Here is a 16797-nt window from a genome sequence, read left to right as displayed (position 1 = left end):
ACGTTAGTGTGTACCGAGTTTGATGCATTTATTGAAACACAAAATTTACAATTTAACTCTTTATTTTTTGTAACCGAATCATGAACGCCCCATTAATAATGCACTAGCTGCAGGGGTAAACAGCCAGAGCTTTATTATTTATGAAAACAGAAATTCGCTATTGTTTTGAATCTTCACAAGTTGCTAACCGGTTTTTACACGAGCTGAAAGACTGGCCGGTTAACGATGTAAAAACACGACTTTTTAATGGCGGCGATAGTGTAAAAGTGACATACGAATACGACGAAAGTGGTTTTGATTACACTTGCGCCGAACTTGACGACCTAGCACAGAGCCATGGCGGGAAAGAGGTTTAAGCGTTTTATAATAAAAAACAGCTGATGCATCTTTAATAATTCACTTGAATTATATAGATTTGATTGATGTTTTATCTCTACCTGAGTTTTTCGCTTCGTAAAGCATTATGTCAGCTTCTTTAATTAGTGATTGCATAGACACATTATTACTACTTAAGGTTTCTTTTGTAGCAAATACACACCCAGCACTAATTGTTAAATATTCACGTACAGGCGACGCTTCATGAGGTAGATTTAATTCCCTAACCGCCAAAAGCAATTGCTGAGATATATCTACAAACTCTTCATAAGAAAGCTGTTTAAAGAATAATATGAACTCTTCGCCGCCATAGCGCGCCACTGTACCTGTGTTTTGCTTAGCTACTTGCTTTAGCTTTTGGGCAAGAGCTTGTAAAACGTTGTCTCCGCCTTGGTGACCATAAAAATCGTTATAATTTTTGAAATGGTCTACATCAAGTAATATTATTCCAAAGGCATTTTTTTGCTGTTGAGCCTGTTCCCATTGCGCCACAATAATTTCGTCAAAGGCACGCCTGTTGTAAATTTGGGTTAACCCATCAATTTTACTTATTTTTTCAAGCTTAAAATTTTGATCTTTAACTTGTTTAATTAATGCATTAAACCCGCTAATTAAAACGCGCATTTCTAAAAATTTATTACTGAATCTCAGAGGCTGTAAATCGTTTTTAACCAACATTGAATTGATAGCGGACGCACCGTTAATAAGTGGTTCAATAAAGTAACGATTTACAATATAGAAACTCAAAAGTGACATTACAAAAAACATTAACAAAATAAGTTTTAAATAGTGATCAAATAAAACTGGCAGTGTTTGATGGTGGTGCTTAATGTTCAAAGCAAGAAGTGGATTACCGTTTATATCTAGAATCACCCTTTTCCTTTGAGTGGCAATGTCCTCTCCTTGGAGGCTCCCTTTAAGCGTCGCAATATCGTTTAAAGAACTAGCCTGTTCTATTTGTAAGTAGCTAAGCTCCACTTGTGCAATCTCAGCTAAGGACTTGATCAACGACGGTCTTACTTTTTTTATAAAAACAATACTACCAACAGGCTCACCTGTTTTATCTGTTCGCTTTATTACATGCGATGCAAACATGACAGGGCCGTCCGCTGTTTGCAAAAAACCAGAATGGCTTAAACTGTTGTCGTCTTCAGAGGCTTTTGAATTAGGAATAATTGCGCGGTTTAATTTATTAACCTGTAAATCTAAATCAGGCGCATCAAACTCAGTATGTTTAATATAATTATACGCTTGCCCGTAAACCATATTAAAGTTTATATCGTAAATAAACACACCATCAATTTTGAGAGAGTAGAAGGTGTCACCTACAAAGTTTGAATCTACATATTCTACGTCAAAATCAGCCATGTAATTATAGGTATCGTCCCATACGGCGTAGTCATAATTGAGTGTTTCTAAAAATATAAACTCTCTATCAAGCGCAATTTTAAGACTTAATAATTCACGATTTTGATAATCTTCAATACTAGTGTTTATGGTCGGCAGGCTAAAGAAATAGCGGTACCCTACTAATAAACTTGTTACAAAGCACATTAAAATCAAAGTACCTATTATTACAAAAAATCTTAATGTCATAGTCTCTATCTAATCGTGTAAAATTAAGTCAAAGTAGCTTACATTTTTATATTTTAGACTCCCTGTAACTAAATAATAAATAATTAGCTTCTTACTAAAGCGTAGTATAAATTCATGAGCAGGAATAAACAAAGTTTACTATTAAATTTTATAGCGTTAAAACTTTAGCCCTTTCAATAATATATTTAATATAGACATAAAATTATACCAATTCGCTTAATTAAGTGGTCTATTTTGAGGGCGGAAAAACGTGTTGATAGCTAGGCAAAAAATTCGCTATTTAGTTGTTCTAAATGAGAATTTTTTAACGCAGGTAGCGACACGTTTAGCCCCGCAAAATGATTAAGTATTATTGCGGATTGGTATTACACATTTAAAGTAGTACAAAAAGCTGAAATTATTCCACTACAGAAAATTCAACTTTTGATGGAGACGAACTCGCAAGCTCCAGTACTTCGTAATAATTTAAACCATCTATTTTTTTGCCAATAATAAAATAATTCATTTCCCCCATCATGGTCGGGTCGCCCATAATATCGTCTAAGCTTTGCACGTCAGAAAATTGAATTGCGATTAAAGCGCCTAAAAAACGCATGGAATCTTGAGGCTTTAATGCTTTTAAAATTTTATTAACTCCCATTTGAGTTGTCTCTGGTGTAGAGCCATCAAATCTAAAATCACTTTTTGTACTAGCGCATGCACTAAGCATTAATATTGATAGTGCGATAAGTAAATGTTTCATATATATCCTTATTTGTTATTCGTGATACTTGCGGATCATCGCCACTTTACCGTTTTCAACTTCTATTACTTCCATCATTGTGGAGGTGTATTCTATTGGCTGCTTACTTTGCGGGTGAATGCCCTTTGCATGACTCTTATAACGAATAGCAAAGCCTGTATCGTTAAATACAAATGTATTAAGCAGTGTGCTTTCAAACAATGTGTGCGCACCTAAGTAAAAACTCATACCTTTGCGCATCTGCTTTTTACCATCTGGAGTACGTGAGTCATCCGGTTGATACGGAATATGCTGATTGCCAATATCATCGGTTAACAATGCAAGGTAAGCCTCAAGCTCTTTAGCACCTGCGTTAGGTGCTTGTGTGGCGGTCATTGTTTTATAGTACTGCTGCGCAAACGCATTTAAGTCGAGTGGCTTTTCAGCATAAGCCGAAAAAGCAGTTACTAAGGCCAAGCCTAACGTTAAAAGTAGCTTCATCACTTACTTCCCTGTAGTTAAAAATATTGATTCATTTATAGGTACACTATATTAATACGCTCAATAATAAAACAAATAACTTTAAGTAACTAACATCTACATTTTGCTCTTAACTCTATTCGTTGCAACGCTGTTGGCAGGGTCGTCTGGCCAAAAATGCTTAGGGTAACGACCTTTCATTTCCTTTTGCACATCGCGGTAACTGCTAGCCCAAAAGTGTGCTAAATCTTGAGTAAGTTGCAGTGAGCGTTTACCTGGCGATAACAACTCCATAAGCAGTGGCAGTTTACCGTTGGCAAGCATAGGCGTACTGGTCAAGCCGTAAACTTCTTGCATACGCACGCTTAGCTTTGCGGGGCCATCAAGCTGGTATTCTATTTTTATATTTGAGCCACTTGGCACCGTTAAGCGCAGTGGTAACAGTGCTTTTAACGCGGTTTGTTGTTGCCAATCAAAACAGTTTTGTAATGCTTCAAAGTAGTTAAACTTTTTAAGCTGCGTGAGCGTTTTAATATCTTCTAAAAACACGCTTAGCCACTGCGCTGCATTTTGAATGAGTTGTTGCTCATTTGTTTTTGGAAATTTATCGGGTAATAACTTACTTGCTAGACTCATACGTATCAGCAATTGCTGCGCATCAGGTTGCTCGTTAAATAATGCAAAACCGTGTTTAGCAAATAAGTTTAGCCACGCTTTAGCGCGCTCGCTCTTATCTAGTTTTTGTTTACTAGGCTGGCTGCTGAGCGTTATAGCCCCGAGCTTTACTTCATCTTGATGAATAAAACGTGCTGATTTTTCGTCAAACTCACAGCGAGTAAGTTCACTAAATAAATGCGGTAAAAATTCTTGTAACTCAAATGGGTTAAGCGCGGTGGCTGCAAATATACGCCCTCCTTTGTGCCCGCCCATGGTTGCTATAGCTAAGTAATCGTCGTTGTGCCAGTAATCGGCATTTAACTCAGCACCTGCACCATTGGCAAGTAGGTAACCATTACCGCGTTTTTTAGCGATGCGATCTGGGTACGCCAATGCCACTAGCAAACTAATATAATGCGTATTTAATTCGCTGTTTTCGTCTTTTACTTTTAAGCGGCTTTGCCAATATTTTAACTGCTGTTTAAATACCGGATGCGGACGTTGCTGTTGGCTATGCAACGCTAAACTCAACTCGTTTGCACTGTTTACTCGGCTCTCAAGTAATGCCACTAAATAAATAGCGAGCCTAAAAATACCAGGGAGTTGGTCATCAAGTATTTGTGCTTTTAATAGCATATGCGCCAAACGAATATCAGCACCAAAACCTAACATTTTACTGCCAAGCGGTGTGAGCTTACCTTTGCTATCAATAGCTTCAAGCATGTTGAGCAGGTTACTTGCTTGCTCGCATTGTTGCTCAGTGGGCTTATCGAGCAAGGTTAGCTCATCAATACTGGCTCCCCACTGCTTTGCCTCAAGCATAAGTTGGCTTATGTCTGATGTGAGTATTTCGGGATTGTCGTGGCTATTACGTCGCTCAAAGGTTTGCTTTGAGCCAATTCGATAAACAATGCCCGGCTCTATTCGCCCTGCACGCCCTGCACGTTGCACAGCAGACGAGCGCGATATACTTTGTGTTGTGAGCTCAGTAACCCCTGTTTTTAAATTAAAGGTAGCTGCACGGCGCTTGCCGCTGTCAATTACAATGCGTATGCCTTCAATAGTTAAACTGGTTTCGGCTACATTGGTGGTAAGCACTACTTTGCGCATGCCGTTTGGTGCAGGAGCAATAGCAGCTTGCTGATTGGTTTTATCTTGCTCGCCAAATAACGTTGCAACTTGGCAGTTACTGGGTAAATCGCTAAGTGCTTGCTGCACGCGTAGTATCTCAAATTGCCCAGGTAAAAATACCAACGCACTGCCTGTTTGCTCATTAAGTGCTTGTTTTATTATGGTAGGAATTGCATCAAGCCAACGGCTTTCATCTTTTATGGGTATGTATACTTCGTCTATTGGGTAGCTGCGACCGCTTGATTGAATTACAGGGCAGTCAAAAAACGCTGTATAACGCTCAGTATCAAGAGTTGCCGACATAAGCATAATGGTTAAATCTTCACGCAGCGCACTTTGGGTCTCGAGCGCAAAGGCAAGTGAGGTATCGGCTGCAATTGAACGCTCATGAAATTCATCAAATATCAGTAAATCAATATCGCTTAATTCGGGATCGTTTTGCAGCATGCGCGTTAGCATGCCTTCGGTAACTATTTCAAGAAGCGTATTAGCGCTTACTTTACTCTCGCCCCTAATCCGCAAGCCCACACTTTGCCCAACACTCTCGTTTTGGCACTTTGCTAGGTAGCTGGCAATATTACGAGCAGCTAAACGGCGAGGCTCTAGCATTACAATACGTTTAAAATGCCCATCGCGCATTAGTTGCAGCGGCAACCACGTAGATTTACCCGCACCAGGCGGCGCTTGTAATAACGTAATAGGATTACTTTGTAATGTAGTAACGAGTTGTTGATATATGTCTTGAACAGGCAGCACAGCTATTTACCCTAAATTGCTTTGCAGGCATTGTAACAAAAAACCAAAGCCTAGCTGCGGTTGATGTTTATTAATAATTGCTATTAACTACCCGATACTAATCTAATTCGCTCTGCAGGCACTCGTAATTGCTGCATTAAGTAAATTTTAAATGGTGCTTCATAAGGTTGCTCATCAACCGCTTTTTGCATGCACAAAAGCCATGCATCACTTTGCTCAATTCCTACATGTAAATGTTTATGCGCTTGAGGAATGTTAATACTGCCAAAATGTTCAGCGTATAATTTAGGACCACCTAACCAGCCCGACAAAAAATAAGCGAGCTTTTTACGTGATGCCGATAAGTCTTTTGAATGCATACTCCTTATATGCTCAGCCTCTTTTAAAGCGTCCATATTATCGTAAAACGCATTCACCAATTGTGTAATACCTGCTAACTCACCTGCCATTTTGTATGAGCAGTCACCCACTCCGTATTCACACGTTTTTGTATTCATAACTCACTCAGGTTAACTACTTTGTTTAATACCTGCATATTAGCTTAAAACAAAAATTTAAGAATGAGTTACATCAAAGCGGCGTAACTTATGTCAGCAATAATTACAGGCTGCTATGTATATTTTTTAATAAATAGCGCAATATTAAAAACAAAATCGCTCAACATAAAAATATAACCAACTGATAATAAAAACAATAAAACCATTATTATTCCTTGGTACAAGGCTTGCTACTTTATAACTGACAGTTAATTCACTAACCTAAAGTAAGGATAAACTTATGAACAGCGATCGTATCGAAGGTAATTGGAAAGAACTTAAAGGTAAGGCTCAACAAAAATGGGGCGATCTTACCAACGACGATTTAGATAAAATTGAAGGTAGCCGTACAGAGCTAGTTGGTAAAATTCAGCAGCAATACGGTAAATCTAAAGAAGAAGCAGAGCGTGAAGTTGATGAGTTTGAAAAAGGTCGTTAAACCGCGTTAACCGCTTTTAAAAAAACCGCCATTTGGCGGTTTTTTTGTTTAAGCTGTAGGTTATTTAGCTACGCTTTTAATTGGTTACCAATCGGTAACTGCCTAATACGCTTTCCGCACGCTGCAAAAATAGCATTACATAATGCTGGCGCATAAACTGGTGTAGACGGCTCGCCTACCCCTGCTGGTGGTGCATCGCTTTGTACAATTTCAACGTCAATCTCAAGAGGTGCGTCGCTCATACGCGGTACGCGATAATCATGAAAATTACTTTGCTGTACGCGCCCTTTATCAAAGGTAATACCATCGCTGATTGCAGTTGTAATACCGTAAATAGAGCCACCTTGGGTTTGGTTTTTAACGGTGTCGGTGTTTACAACCGTACCCGCATCAATGGCAACCCACGACTTAATTACTTTTAAATCGCCAGCATCCGACACTTCTACTTCAACTACCGTAGCTACATAAGTTAAAAAGCTTCTGTGTGCTGCTATGCCTAAACCTCGACCTTTAGGAAGCTCTCGCCCCCATTTACTCATGTCAGCTACTTTTTCAATAACATGGCGCAGTCTGCCAATATCTAGAGGATAAACCGCTTTATCGCCACCGTAATTATCGTATGTAGCATTTTGCTCTGTTACATCAACAATACGACTCGGACCTATAGTGTCTAGTAAATAGTCTTTTTGGTCGCGACCGGCTTTGTGCGCTGCTTCACCAATAAATGACTGAATAGCAAAGGCATGAAAAATATTTGATACAGAACGCATCCAACCAATTCGTGCTTTAGCAGGCGCATCACCGTTTTCTAACTTCATATTAGGTGTGTTAATAGGGTTATCGGTAAATCCTAAGCGCAGTTCAAAGCTTCCTGGCGTAGTCGCCCCTTCTGAAAAGGTAGAGGTGATCGGTGAAAACGCGGTGCGGTGTAAATAAGATTCTATAGCGCCATTTTTATCTAGCGATGCTTCAATGTGCTGAGCCGAAACCGCATGGTAAAAACCATGTTGTATGTCGTCTTCACGCGTCCATTGCACACGAATAGGTTTGCCTACTTTCATTGAAAGGTAAGCTGCTTCTGCTGAAAAGTCAGGTTTTGACTTACGCCCAAAACCGCCTCCTAACATGGTAACGTGAACATTAATTTTGCTCTCATCCATGCCAAGCATTGCCGCCACTGTTTTCATATCGGCTTGTGGATTTTGCGTAGCAGCCCATATATCAACACTGTCTTTGTTGTACATAGCTGTTGCACAAGGCGGCTCCATTGGTGCTTGAGCAAGATGCGGTGCGTAATAATCAGCTACCAATTTATTGCTCGATTTAGCCAACACGCCCATGGCATCGCCTTTATCACGTATGTTTGCCTGTGGAGTTTGTACTGTTTGTAATAATGACTTTTTAAATTCTTCTGAATTGTAATCGCCATTTTTGCCATCATCCCACACGACTTTTAATGCTTTACGCCCTTGCCATGCAGCCCATGTGTTTTTAGCTATAATCGCAATGCCACCTTTTGGCTGAAACTGCGGTGCGCCTTTTGGTGCAGGTATTTCAATAACATCTATAACGCCGTTTATCGCTTTTGTAGCACTGGCATCAAACGACTTAACAACACCGCCTACTACCGGCGGGCGTTCAATTATAGCCACCAGCGCTTGTGGTTCGCGTACATCGGCTGCAAATATAGCTTTACCTGTTACTAAATCGGCTAAATCTATGTGCGCCATGCCGGTATTAATATAACGCCATTCTTTGCGTGTTTTAAGCGTTAGTTTGTCAGCTTCTGGTGGCGTTATTGTAAGCGCTAAGTCGATTAAATCTTTATAAGTAAGCGATTTACCTGAGCTGTGTGTAACAACGTGTTGATTAGCAGTACAGGTTCGTGGATCAACTTTCCAAAACTTAGCGGCAGCATGCTGCATCATGTAACGTACACTTGCGCCCATTTCACGCAGGCGCTGCATGTTGTAGCGAATACTGCGCGAGCCATCGGTATTTTGATCGCCGTATTTAGGGTCGCCCTTACCCTGAATAACAATAACCTTATCCCACGCGGCTTCCATTTCATCGGCAACTATTTGTGCAATCGCGGTGCGAATTTGCTGACCCATTTCAGAGCGATGGCACGTTATTTCAACCATGCCGTCTGGGCGCAGTGCAATAAATAAGTTTGCGCGTTTTGCCAGCTCAGATGGCTGCTCTAACACACCCGCAATCGCTCTTGGCGCACTGCCTACAAAATAAGTACCAAGTACCAATGCACCTATTGCGCTAGTTTTTAAAAACTTACGGCGGTTTAAATCAAAATATTTATTATCTTGGTTCATACTTCTTCCCCTTGTTCATTTGGGTCAAAATACTGAACACTCGCCATTGTTTTAGCGGCTGATTTAATTGCTTTATGAATGCGCGGGTATGTACCACAACGGCAAATATTTCCCGACATATTACTTACTATTTCATCATCGGTAGGGTTTGGATTGGCAGCTAATAAGCTTGCAGCTTGCATCATTTGGCCGCACTGGCAAAAACCACACTGCGGTACTTTATGCTCAACCCATGCTTGTTGTACTGGATGGTCGCCCTGCTCGCTTAACCCTTCAATTGTTGTAATTGAAAGACCCGCTACTGCCGCTACAGGTAATACACACGAGCGCTGAGCTACCCCATCAATATGCACAGTACACGCACCGCACTGAGCCATACCACAGCCAAATTTAGGGCCGGTTAAATTCAATTCGTCTCGGAGATACCATAATACTGGCGTTGACGGATCGCCAGAAAACTCATGTTTATTACCATTAATGGTAAGCGTGATCATACTAAACTCCTTGGCAAAGCGCTTTACAGGAGGGTTCCTTGTTGCGCGAGAACTATTTTTAATTGCTTACTATTTTATACTTACTACTTTAAGCCTACCACTTAGATCTGTTTTATAAAAATACTAATTATTAGAACGTTTTACTGTTAAAAACAGTTCTACATTATCAAGCATACTAAAACATACATTAATGAGTGCTTATAACATTTTCAAATAGTAATCGCTCATCGTCTTTATAAACTTCAAGCCAACCTGGTGGTGATGTATCGCAGCCAATAATAGTTACTTGTAGCACATAACTATAGCGACCATTTTTAAACGTATAGTGATGATTCCCGCCGCTACCCTCAAATGTAATATCGCCATTTAGTAAAACCATATCAGGCTTGTCGCTTGGTTTTTTATTAATACCTCACGATACATACCGATAATTATGCTCGCCTAAATCATCAACACGAATATGGTAGTTAGCCGTTTTCCAATCAAGTACTGGTTTTTCAAAAGTATTAATACTTGCGTGCAAGGATTGCTTACCTTGTTCGATTAAGCTTTTAGCAAGTGCCTCCTCTTTGGCATTTTGTGTATTTATTGCAATAATTTTACCGTCAGTATCGACCCACATAACGCCGTTATTTAGCATAATGCCGCGCCAACCTACTTTATCCCAATCAGTATCAATGTTTGAACTGGCAATAACTGCCACTAGCTCATCATTAAATACTTCATCAAAGCGGTTAATAAGCTCAGCCTCATCTTTAATGTCAGGTATCGGATATCGTCGTTTTAGCGGGTAACGAATAAGTGCAGCAATTACAGGTTTATCGTGATCTGCAAAGGCTGCAATAACAGGTAAAACGAACTCGTGATATTTTTGCTCAAGAGCAAATGTGCTAGATGTAAAAAGTAGGCATAACCACAATACTATGTGGTAATGCCCTTCAAAGTTGAACCTGATCTTCATTTAAAGGTTCTAATATAACGAAACTAATTATATTTTTAGTTTTTCTCTTAACCCTGCAGGAGATAAATATCTAATAGCTTTGCTTTTTTTACTTTTCGTAGCAATTAAAAGATCTGCATCAACTAATCCATTTAAATATGTTCTTGCTGTGTTCTCATTAATATCAAATTCTATGGAAACCTGTTTAGTAGTAAATATTTTACCTGGATGCTTTACAGCTTCTTTGAGCAACTCTAATTGACCTCGCTTGAAGTTCTTTGATAGAGGGCTTTTTTCGATCCACTCCATGAATTGATAAAATTCACTTTTTTTAGATTCTATGTGAGTATTTAATGAATTAACCGCTTTCATGACAACATCAACTTGATGATAAATAAAGTAAGTTAAGTCAAATTCGTCTGTTTCTGTGTAAACAAATGCTGCATCATAATCACTTCTCTTTTCTTGGATTAGCTTACTAATTGACACATATTCAAATAACCAATAACCAGAACTGAGCATATACCAATAAAAAATAGCTCTGGCAGTTCTTCCATTCCCATCCCCAAAAGGATGAATGTAACCGATCATGAAATGTAAAATAATCGCTTTAACTAATGGATGTATAAACGTGTCGCTATTAGCCCCATCATGCTTTTCATTTGCAAAATCACATAAAGATAATAACCTTTCCTTTAAAGAAGAGAAGCATGGAGGTGTATGCGCTAATTCATTGTAGAGGTTTGAAACTGCTATATCATTGTCTTCTCTTAAAGCTCCTGAAATCGCATCATTATCAATAGCTTTATATGTAGCAATTGCATGAAGCTCTAGTATTAGCTCTATAGAAAGAGCTTCATCTTTTCTCTCTAGTGCTTTTTTCATCAAAAGGTAATTATTGAAAATCATTTGTTCAGATTTATCGATAGGTTGCCTTTTTGTTTCAAGCATTTCTTTCGCTATTTTCCTCGTTGTAGATGCGCCTTCGAGTTGAGAAGATGTTATTGCTTCTTCCATCATTAAGCTCTTAACCAGGTACCTATCTTTTTCTTTTGTAGTAATAAATGAACCATCACCAATTGCATGCCCACCACCAGATAATTTATCGATCTGATGAAGTAATGCATGAAGTGAATCTGGAATACAGTAAGTGAATTGTTTATTTTTTTCTGCAACTAATGATATTTTTTTTGATATAGTTTTCCTTGACAGCTTCGTAGCTACCCAAGCAGCTTGTTCTGATATATCTTTAGGTATACGCCATATAAATTTATCCCAGTGGAGATATTTCCCTTCTGAATTTGTAGGACCAAACTGCCCTAAAAGTGGAATAAACTCATCAGAAGGTGTAATAGATAGTAACTCGTTTAATGGTTTGGGAACTCTAATTCTTGCCATAGTAAAACACCTAAACTTAATTTTTATATAATGAGTTTACTTATAATTAAAAACTCGTCAACGTAAAAAAACAAATTTAAGTTTAGGTAAATAACTTTATGCCAAAAGCGAGCTTAATTAGGCTCGCTTTTATTTTAACTGACAGCTGTTCTATTACTCCGGATCATACCCCAAATTAGGCGATAGCCATCTTTCAGCTTCTGCTAGCGTCATATTAGTTCGTTTAGCGTAATCTTCTACTTGGTCACGTTGTACCGCTGCTACTGCGTAGTACTTAGCTTCTGGGTGTGAGAAGTACCAACCTGAAACAGCAGCACCTGGCCACATGGCGTACGAGCTAGTTAGCTGCATGCCAATGCGTTTTTCGGTATCGAGCAACTGCCAAATTTTCTTTTTCTCGGTGTGCTCTGGGCACGCTGGGTAACCTGGCGCTGGGCGAATACCTTGGTAGTTTTCGCGTATTAGCTCATCGTTTGCTAGGTTTTCGTCTGGTGCAAAACCCCAATACTCTTTACGTACTTTTTCGTGTAGGTATTCGGCAAACGCTTCGGCGAGTCTGTCGGCAACCGCTTTAATCATTATTTTGTTGTAATCGTCTTGCTGTGCGTCAAACGCATTTGCTAAGTCGTCTTCTTCTAAACCGCCCGTTACTGCAAACGCGCCAAAATAGTCTGGTGTGCCTTTGGGTGCTATGTAGTCGGCTAGGCAGTAGTTAGCAAAGTCGGTTTTTTCGGTTTGCTGACGTAAATGGCACGAGGTAGTTAACAGCTCTTTGCGTGTTTCGTCGGTGTATATTTCTATGTCGTCCCCAACGCGGTTAGCAGGGAATAAACCTATTACGCCAAGTGGTTGCAAACTGCCTGCTTTTTCAAGGTCGTCTAACATGTCGTTAGCGTCTTTAAATAAGCTTTGCGCTTGCTCGCCTACTACTTCGTCGGTCATTATGCGTGGGTATTTACCGGCGATTGACCACGTCATAAAGTATGGCGTCCAATCTATGTATTTACGCAAAGTGGCAATTGATACGTTTTTAAACTCGATCACGCCGAGCTTTTTAGGCACCGGTGGCGTGTAGTTATCCCAATCAAGCACCGCTGCGTTATCGCGTGCGCGCTGGATTGTAACAGGCTTAGAGCGAGGTTTTTTACGCGCTTGTTGCTCGCGTACTTTTACATATTCAGCTTGGGTTTTTTCTAAAAAACCAGGCTTATGCTCTTTTGATAATAAATTAGATACTACACCTACCGCACGGCTGGCATTACTTACATACACTACGCCTTTGTCATATTGCGGCTCAATTTTTACTGCGGTGTGCGCTTTAGAAGTAGTAGCTCCACCAATTAACAGCGGCAGTTCAAAACCACGGCGTTTCATTTCTTTTGCTACATGTACCATTTCGTCAAGCGATGGGGTAATTAAGCCCGATAATCCAATAATATCGGCTTTTTCGTCGATGGCGGTTTGCAATATTTTATCAGCCGGTACCATTACACCTAAATCGATTACTTCATAGTTATTACATTGCAGTACAACACCCACAATATTTTTACCTATGTCGTGTACGTCACCTTTTACGGTCGCCATTACTATTTTACCGTTAGTTGAGCCTTCTTCTTTTTCAAGCTCAATGTATGGGTCTAGGTAGGCTACGGCTCGCTTCATTACACGCGCCGATTTAACAACTTGTGGTAAAAACATTTTACCTGCGCCAAATAAGTCACCTACTACGTTCATGCCGTCCATTAACGGCCCTTCAATTACGTGAATAGGTTTAGCTGCTGCGGCGCGGCATTCTTCGGTATCTTCATCTATAAAGGTAGTAATACCTTTTACAAGCGCGTGCTCAAGGCGTTTTGCAACAGGCCATGTGCGCCACTCTAAATCTTCTACTCGCTCGGCTTGCGCCATACCCGAGTATTTTGGTGCAAGCTCTACTAAACGCTCGCCTGCGCCAGAGTCGGTGTTAAGTATTACGTCTGTAACGGCTTTACGTAACTCTTCTGGTATATCATCGTAAACGGCTAGTTGCCCCGCATTTACAATACCCATGTCCATACCCGCTTGAATGGCATGATATAAAAACACCGAGTGAATAGCTTCACGTACAGGGTTATTACCCCTAAACGAAAACGATACATTTGATACACCACCCGACACTTTACAGTGCGGTAAGTTTTGTTTAATGCGGCGTGTGCCTTCAATAAATTCTACGGCGTAGTTGTCGTGCTCTTCAATACCGGTGGCTACGGCAAATATATTAGGGTCGAATATAATATCTTCTGGCGCAAAGCCAATGTCTTCTACCAATATTTTATAACTGCGCGCACATATTGCGAACTTACGGTCTGCCGTGTCGGCTTGCCCGTCGGTATCAAACGCCATTACAACAGCGGCTGCACCAAAGCGTTTTATTATTTTAGCTTGGCGAATAAACGGCTCTTCACCCTCTTTTAGCGATATTGAGTTAACAATTGCCTTGCCTTGAATACACTTTAAGCCTGCTTCTATTACTTCCCATTTTGAGGAGTCGACCATAATTGGTACGCGAGAAATATCAGGCTCTGAGGCTATTAAGTTTAAAAACTTAACCATGGCGGCTTTTGAGTCCAACATGGCTTCGTCCATGTTTATATCAATAACCTGTGCGCCATTTTCTACTTGTTCGCGGGCCACTGTTAGCGCGGCTTCAAAGTCTTCTTCCATGATTAAACGTTTAAACATGGCAGAACCCGTTACATTGGTACGTTCGCCGACATTAGTAAATACTGCTATTTGTTGGGTCATGCTGGCTCCTTAATTTAAGTTACAGGCTTCAAGGCCTGATAAACGCATGCGTACTTCAAGCTCTGGTAGTTGGCGTGGTTTAACGCCCGCTAAACCTTTTGCAAAAGCGCGAATATGCGCAGGCGTGGTGCCACAGCATCCGCCTACTATATTAATAAAGCCCGATTTACCCCAATCGATAATTTCGGTTGCCATATCGCCCGCTTCTAAGTCGTATTCACCAAACTCATTTGGTAAGCCCGCATTAGGATGTACCGATGTAAAGGTTTCGCACACGCGCGATAACTCTTCTACATACTGGCGCAGTAAATCAGGACCAAGCGCACAGTTTAGACCAATAGAAATAGGCTTAATATGGCGAATAGAATTATAAAATGCTTCGGTTGTTTGCCCCGAAAGCGTACGACCAGATGCGTCGGTAATAGTACCTGAGATCATAACTGGTAATGTGCGCCCTGCTTGCTCAAAGGCTTCTTCTACGCCAAACGAGGCCGCTTTTGCGTTAAGGGTGTCGAATATAGTTTCGATTAATATTAAATCGGCGCCGCCTTCCATTAATGCAAGTGTTGATTCAATATACGCAGTAACCAGCTTATCAAAGGTGACATTTCGGTAACCCGGATCATTTACGTCTGGCGAAATTGAACACGTTTTAGATGTCGGCCCTAAAACACCGGCTACATAGCGTGGTTTTTCTGGCGTTTTAGCCGTAAATTCATCGCAAATTGCGCGTGCTAATTTAGCCGACTCTAGGTTTATTTCACGGCTTAAGCTTGCCATGTCGTAATCTTCCATCGAAATATTGGTCGAGTTAAACGTGTTGGTTTCGATAATATCGGCGCCCGCTGATAAAAAACCACGATGAATATCAGTGATTAAATCGGGCTTGGTTAGGCTTAATAAATCGTTATTGCCTTTAATTAATACATGCCAGTCTTTAAAACGCTCTCCGCGATAGTCTTCTTCTTCTAGCTTATGATCTTGGATCATGGTGCCCATAGCGCCATCTAAAATTAAAATGCGTTCTTTTAATGCGGCGCTTATTTCGGCTTGCTTATTATTTGTAGGAGCGTTATTCGGCATAGTTGTTAGTCCTCACGTCTTGGCTAACTAAATTAATATCATACGGTGTGGTTTGGTACACGTAGTAATTTAACCAGTTCGAAAAAAGTAAAAAAGCATGGCTTTGCCACGTTTTTGAAGGTTGTTTGGTTGCATCGTCATCCGGAAAATAATTTTCGGGTTTTGGTGCATTAGGGCTCTTTTTACAATCGCGCTCGTATTCTGCTTTTAGCGAGTCGGCGTCGTACTCTGGGTGGCCGGTTATAAACACTTGGCTACCTGATTTATTTTTAAGTAAGTAAGCCCCTACTCGCTCAGAACCTGCCAGTACTACTAACTCGCCACAGGCGTTTATTTTATTTATATCAATGTGGCCGTAGCGTGAGTGCGGTACTAAAAAGGTGTCGTCGAATCCGCGAGTCAGTGCGCCGTGATCAAAGTAACATTGGTGGGTAAATACGCCACACAGTTTGTCGTCTTTTAAATCGCGCTTTAAATTGTAACGGTGATATAACGCTGCATGTGCTGCCCAACACGAAAATAACGTAGAGGTAACGTGTTGCTCAGCCCAATCAATAATGACTTTTAGCTCATCCCAGTACGCTACATCGTCGTATTCTAAATGCGCAAGTGGCGCACCGGTTACAATTAACGCATCGTAATTGTTGTCTTTAACCTCAGAAAAATAACGATAAAAGGTATCAAGGTGCTCTTCTGAATTACTGCTACTGCGGTGAGTGTCGAGACGCAGTAGTTCTACGTTTACTTGCAAAGGCGAGTTGGCAAGCAAACGAATAAACTGAACTTCGGTTTCTACTTTATTAGGCATTAAGTTTAAAATAGCCAAACGCATTGGGCGTATCTCTTGCGTTTTTGCACGTGTTTTTGGCATTACAAATACGTTTTCTTGACGTAAACGTGCAATTGCCGGCAACTCGTCTTTTACTGTAATTGGCATACTTTACTCCTGCTCATAAAAACCGAAGCTTAATTATGAACTGAAAGTAAAAAATATCAACCTCTAGATGTATAGATGTCTAAATGAAATTTATTCATGATTTTATACTTTACTTACAAGCATGCTTTAGTGCTTTAAAA

13 protein-coding genes and 1 pseudogene are annotated in these 16797 nt (G+C 40.3%); 2 read left to right on the top strand and 12 right to left on the bottom strand.

Annotated elements, in window-relative coordinates; all coding sequences use genetic code 11:
- Nucleotides 1-140 precede the first annotated feature (140 nt).
- The gene (locus GQR38_RS02160) at nucleotides 141-356 is read left to right on the top strand and encodes a hypothetical protein (protein ID WP_002958138.1); all 216 of its coding nucleotides are present in this window, start codon (nucleotides 141-143) and stop codon (nucleotides 354-356) included.
- Between the two features lie 49 nt (nucleotides 357-405).
- Here GQR38_RS02160 and GQR38_RS02155 read toward each other — a convergent pair whose 3' ends face one another.
- The 5 genes from GQR38_RS02155 to GQR38_RS02135 all read right to left on the bottom strand — a co-directional run bounded on the left by GQR38_RS02155 (nucleotide 406) and on the right by GQR38_RS02135 (nucleotide 6213).
- Nucleotides 406-1971 carry a diguanylate cyclase gene (locus GQR38_RS02155; RefSeq protein WP_240917384.1) on the bottom strand — a complete coding sequence of 522 codons (1566 nt, stop codon included), beginning with the start codon at nucleotides 1969-1971 and terminating at the stop codon, nucleotides 406-408.
- 397 nt (nucleotides 1972-2368) lie between these two features.
- Entirely contained in the window at nucleotides 2369-2713 is a 345-nt protein-coding gene (locus GQR38_RS02150) for a DUF6694 family lipoprotein (protein WP_165721291.1), read from the bottom strand.
- A 15-nt stretch (nucleotides 2714-2728) separates the two neighbouring features.
- On the bottom strand, nucleotides 2729-3193 hold the full coding sequence (locus GQR38_RS02145; protein WP_165721290.1) for a nuclear transport factor 2 family protein: 465 nt from the start codon (nucleotides 3191-3193) through the stop codon (nucleotides 2729-2731).
- A 96-nt stretch (nucleotides 3194-3289) separates the two neighbouring features.
- Nucleotides 3290-5716, bottom strand: coding sequence for an ATP-dependent helicase HrpB (hrpB, locus tag GQR38_RS02140; RefSeq protein ID WP_165721289.1), 2427 nt, complete (start codon nucleotides 5714-5716; stop codon nucleotides 3290-3292).
- An 83-nt stretch (nucleotides 5717-5799) separates the two neighbouring features.
- Nucleotides 5800-6213: a group II truncated hemoglobin gene (locus GQR38_RS02135; protein ID WP_165721288.1), complete on the bottom strand. Its 414-nt coding sequence runs from the start codon at nucleotides 6211-6213 to the stop codon at nucleotides 5800-5802.
- 280 nt (nucleotides 6214-6493) lie between these two features.
- Here GQR38_RS02135 and GQR38_RS02130 point away from each other — a divergent pair, with 280 nt between their 5' ends.
- Nucleotides 6494-6691, top strand: a complete 198-nt coding sequence (locus GQR38_RS02130) for a CsbD family protein (protein WP_007581220.1) — start codon at nucleotides 6494-6496, stop codon at nucleotides 6689-6691.
- Between the two features lie 68 nt (nucleotides 6692-6759).
- Here the strand turns inward: GQR38_RS02130 and GQR38_RS02125 are convergent, their stop codons facing one another.
- From GQR38_RS02125 to metA, 7 genes and pseudogenes are all read right to left on the bottom strand, one after another.
- Nucleotides 6760-9021, bottom strand: coding sequence for a molybdopterin cofactor-binding domain-containing protein (locus GQR38_RS02125; RefSeq protein ID WP_165721287.1), 2262 nt, complete (start codon nucleotides 9019-9021; stop codon nucleotides 6760-6762).
- Nucleotides 9018-9515, bottom strand: a complete 498-nt coding sequence (locus tag GQR38_RS02120) for a (2Fe-2S)-binding protein (RefSeq protein ID WP_165721286.1) — start codon at nucleotides 9513-9515, stop codon at nucleotides 9018-9020. The genes GQR38_RS02125 and GQR38_RS02120 overlap by 4 nt, the downstream gene beginning before the upstream one ends.
- Nucleotides 9516-9702: 187 nt before the next feature.
- Nucleotides 9703-10476, bottom strand: a pseudogene (locus GQR38_RS02115) (hypothetical protein).
- A gap of 27 nt (nucleotides 10477-10503) precedes the next feature.
- Entirely contained in the window at nucleotides 10504-11853 is a 1350-nt protein-coding gene (locus GQR38_RS02110) for a Fic family protein (protein WP_010555175.1), read from the bottom strand.
- Nucleotides 11854-12006: 153 nt separating this feature from the next.
- The gene (metH, locus tag GQR38_RS02105) at nucleotides 12007-14637 is read right to left on the bottom strand and encodes a methionine synthase (RefSeq protein WP_165721285.1); all 2631 of its coding nucleotides are present in this window, start codon (nucleotides 14635-14637) and stop codon (nucleotides 12007-12009) included.
- A 9-nt stretch (nucleotides 14638-14646) separates the two neighbouring features.
- Nucleotides 14647-15720: a homocysteine S-methyltransferase family protein gene (locus GQR38_RS02100; RefSeq protein ID WP_165721284.1), complete on the bottom strand. Its 1074-nt coding sequence runs from the start codon at nucleotides 15718-15720 to the stop codon at nucleotides 14647-14649.
- Complete coding sequence (gene metA, locus GQR38_RS02095; protein ID WP_165721283.1) at nucleotides 15710-16657, bottom strand: homoserine O-succinyltransferase; 948 nt, start codon at nucleotides 16655-16657, stop codon at nucleotides 15710-15712. Before metA ends, GQR38_RS02100 begins: the two co-directional genes overlap by 11 nt.
- Between the last annotated feature and the right edge of the window lie 140 nt (nucleotides 16658-16797).

Origin of the sequence: Pseudoalteromonas sp. c7(2019), assembly GCF_011378625.1 — a bacterium.
Lineage (GTDB): Bacteria > Pseudomonadota > Gammaproteobacteria > Enterobacterales > Alteromonadaceae > Pseudoalteromonas > Pseudoalteromonas arctica.
This window is presented reverse-complemented; position numbering and strand designations above follow the sequence as displayed.

Bases quoted from the DNA above. Each gene is read 5' to 3' on its own strand.
- GQR38_RS02160 (WP_002958138.1), top strand. From the start codon at position 141: ATGAAAACAGAAATTCGCTATTGTTTTGAATCTTCACAAGTTGCTAAC.
- GQR38_RS02155 (WP_240917384.1), bottom strand. From the start codon at position 1,971: ATGACATTAAGATTTTTTGTAATAATAGGTACTTTGATTTTAATGTGC.
- GQR38_RS02150 (WP_165721291.1), bottom strand. From the start codon at position 2,713: ATGAAACATTTACTTATCGCACTATCAATATTAATGCTTAGTGCATGC.
- GQR38_RS02145 (WP_165721290.1), bottom strand. From the start codon at position 3,193: ATGAAGCTACTTTTAACGTTAGGCTTGGCCTTAGTAACTGCTTTTTCG.
- GQR38_RS02135 (WP_165721288.1), bottom strand. From the start codon at position 6,213: ATGAATACAAAAACGTGTGAATACGGAGTGGGTGACTGCTCATACAAA.
- GQR38_RS02130 (WP_007581220.1), top strand. From the start codon at position 6,494: ATGAACAGCGATCGTATCGAAGGTAATTGGAAAGAACTTAAAGGTAAG.
- GQR38_RS02125 (WP_165721287.1), bottom strand. From the start codon at position 9,021: ATGAACCAAGATAATAAATATTTTGATTTAAACCGCCGTAAGTTTTTA.
- GQR38_RS02120 (WP_165721286.1), bottom strand. From the start codon at position 9,515: ATGATCACGCTTACCATTAATGGTAATAAACATGAGTTTTCTGGCGAT.
- GQR38_RS02110 (WP_010555175.1), bottom strand. From the start codon at position 11,853: ATGGCAAGAATTAGAGTTCCCAAACCATTAAACGAGTTACTATCTATT.
- metH (WP_165721285.1), bottom strand. From the start codon at position 14,637: ATGACCCAACAAATAGCAGTATTTACTAATGTCGGCGAACGTACCAAT.
- GQR38_RS02100 (WP_165721284.1), bottom strand. From the start codon at position 15,720: ATGCCGAATAACGCTCCTACAAATAATAAGCAAGCCGAAATAAGCGCC.
- metA (WP_165721283.1), bottom strand. From the start codon at position 16,657: ATGCCAATTACAGTAAAAGACGAGTTGCCGGCAATTGCACGTTTACGT.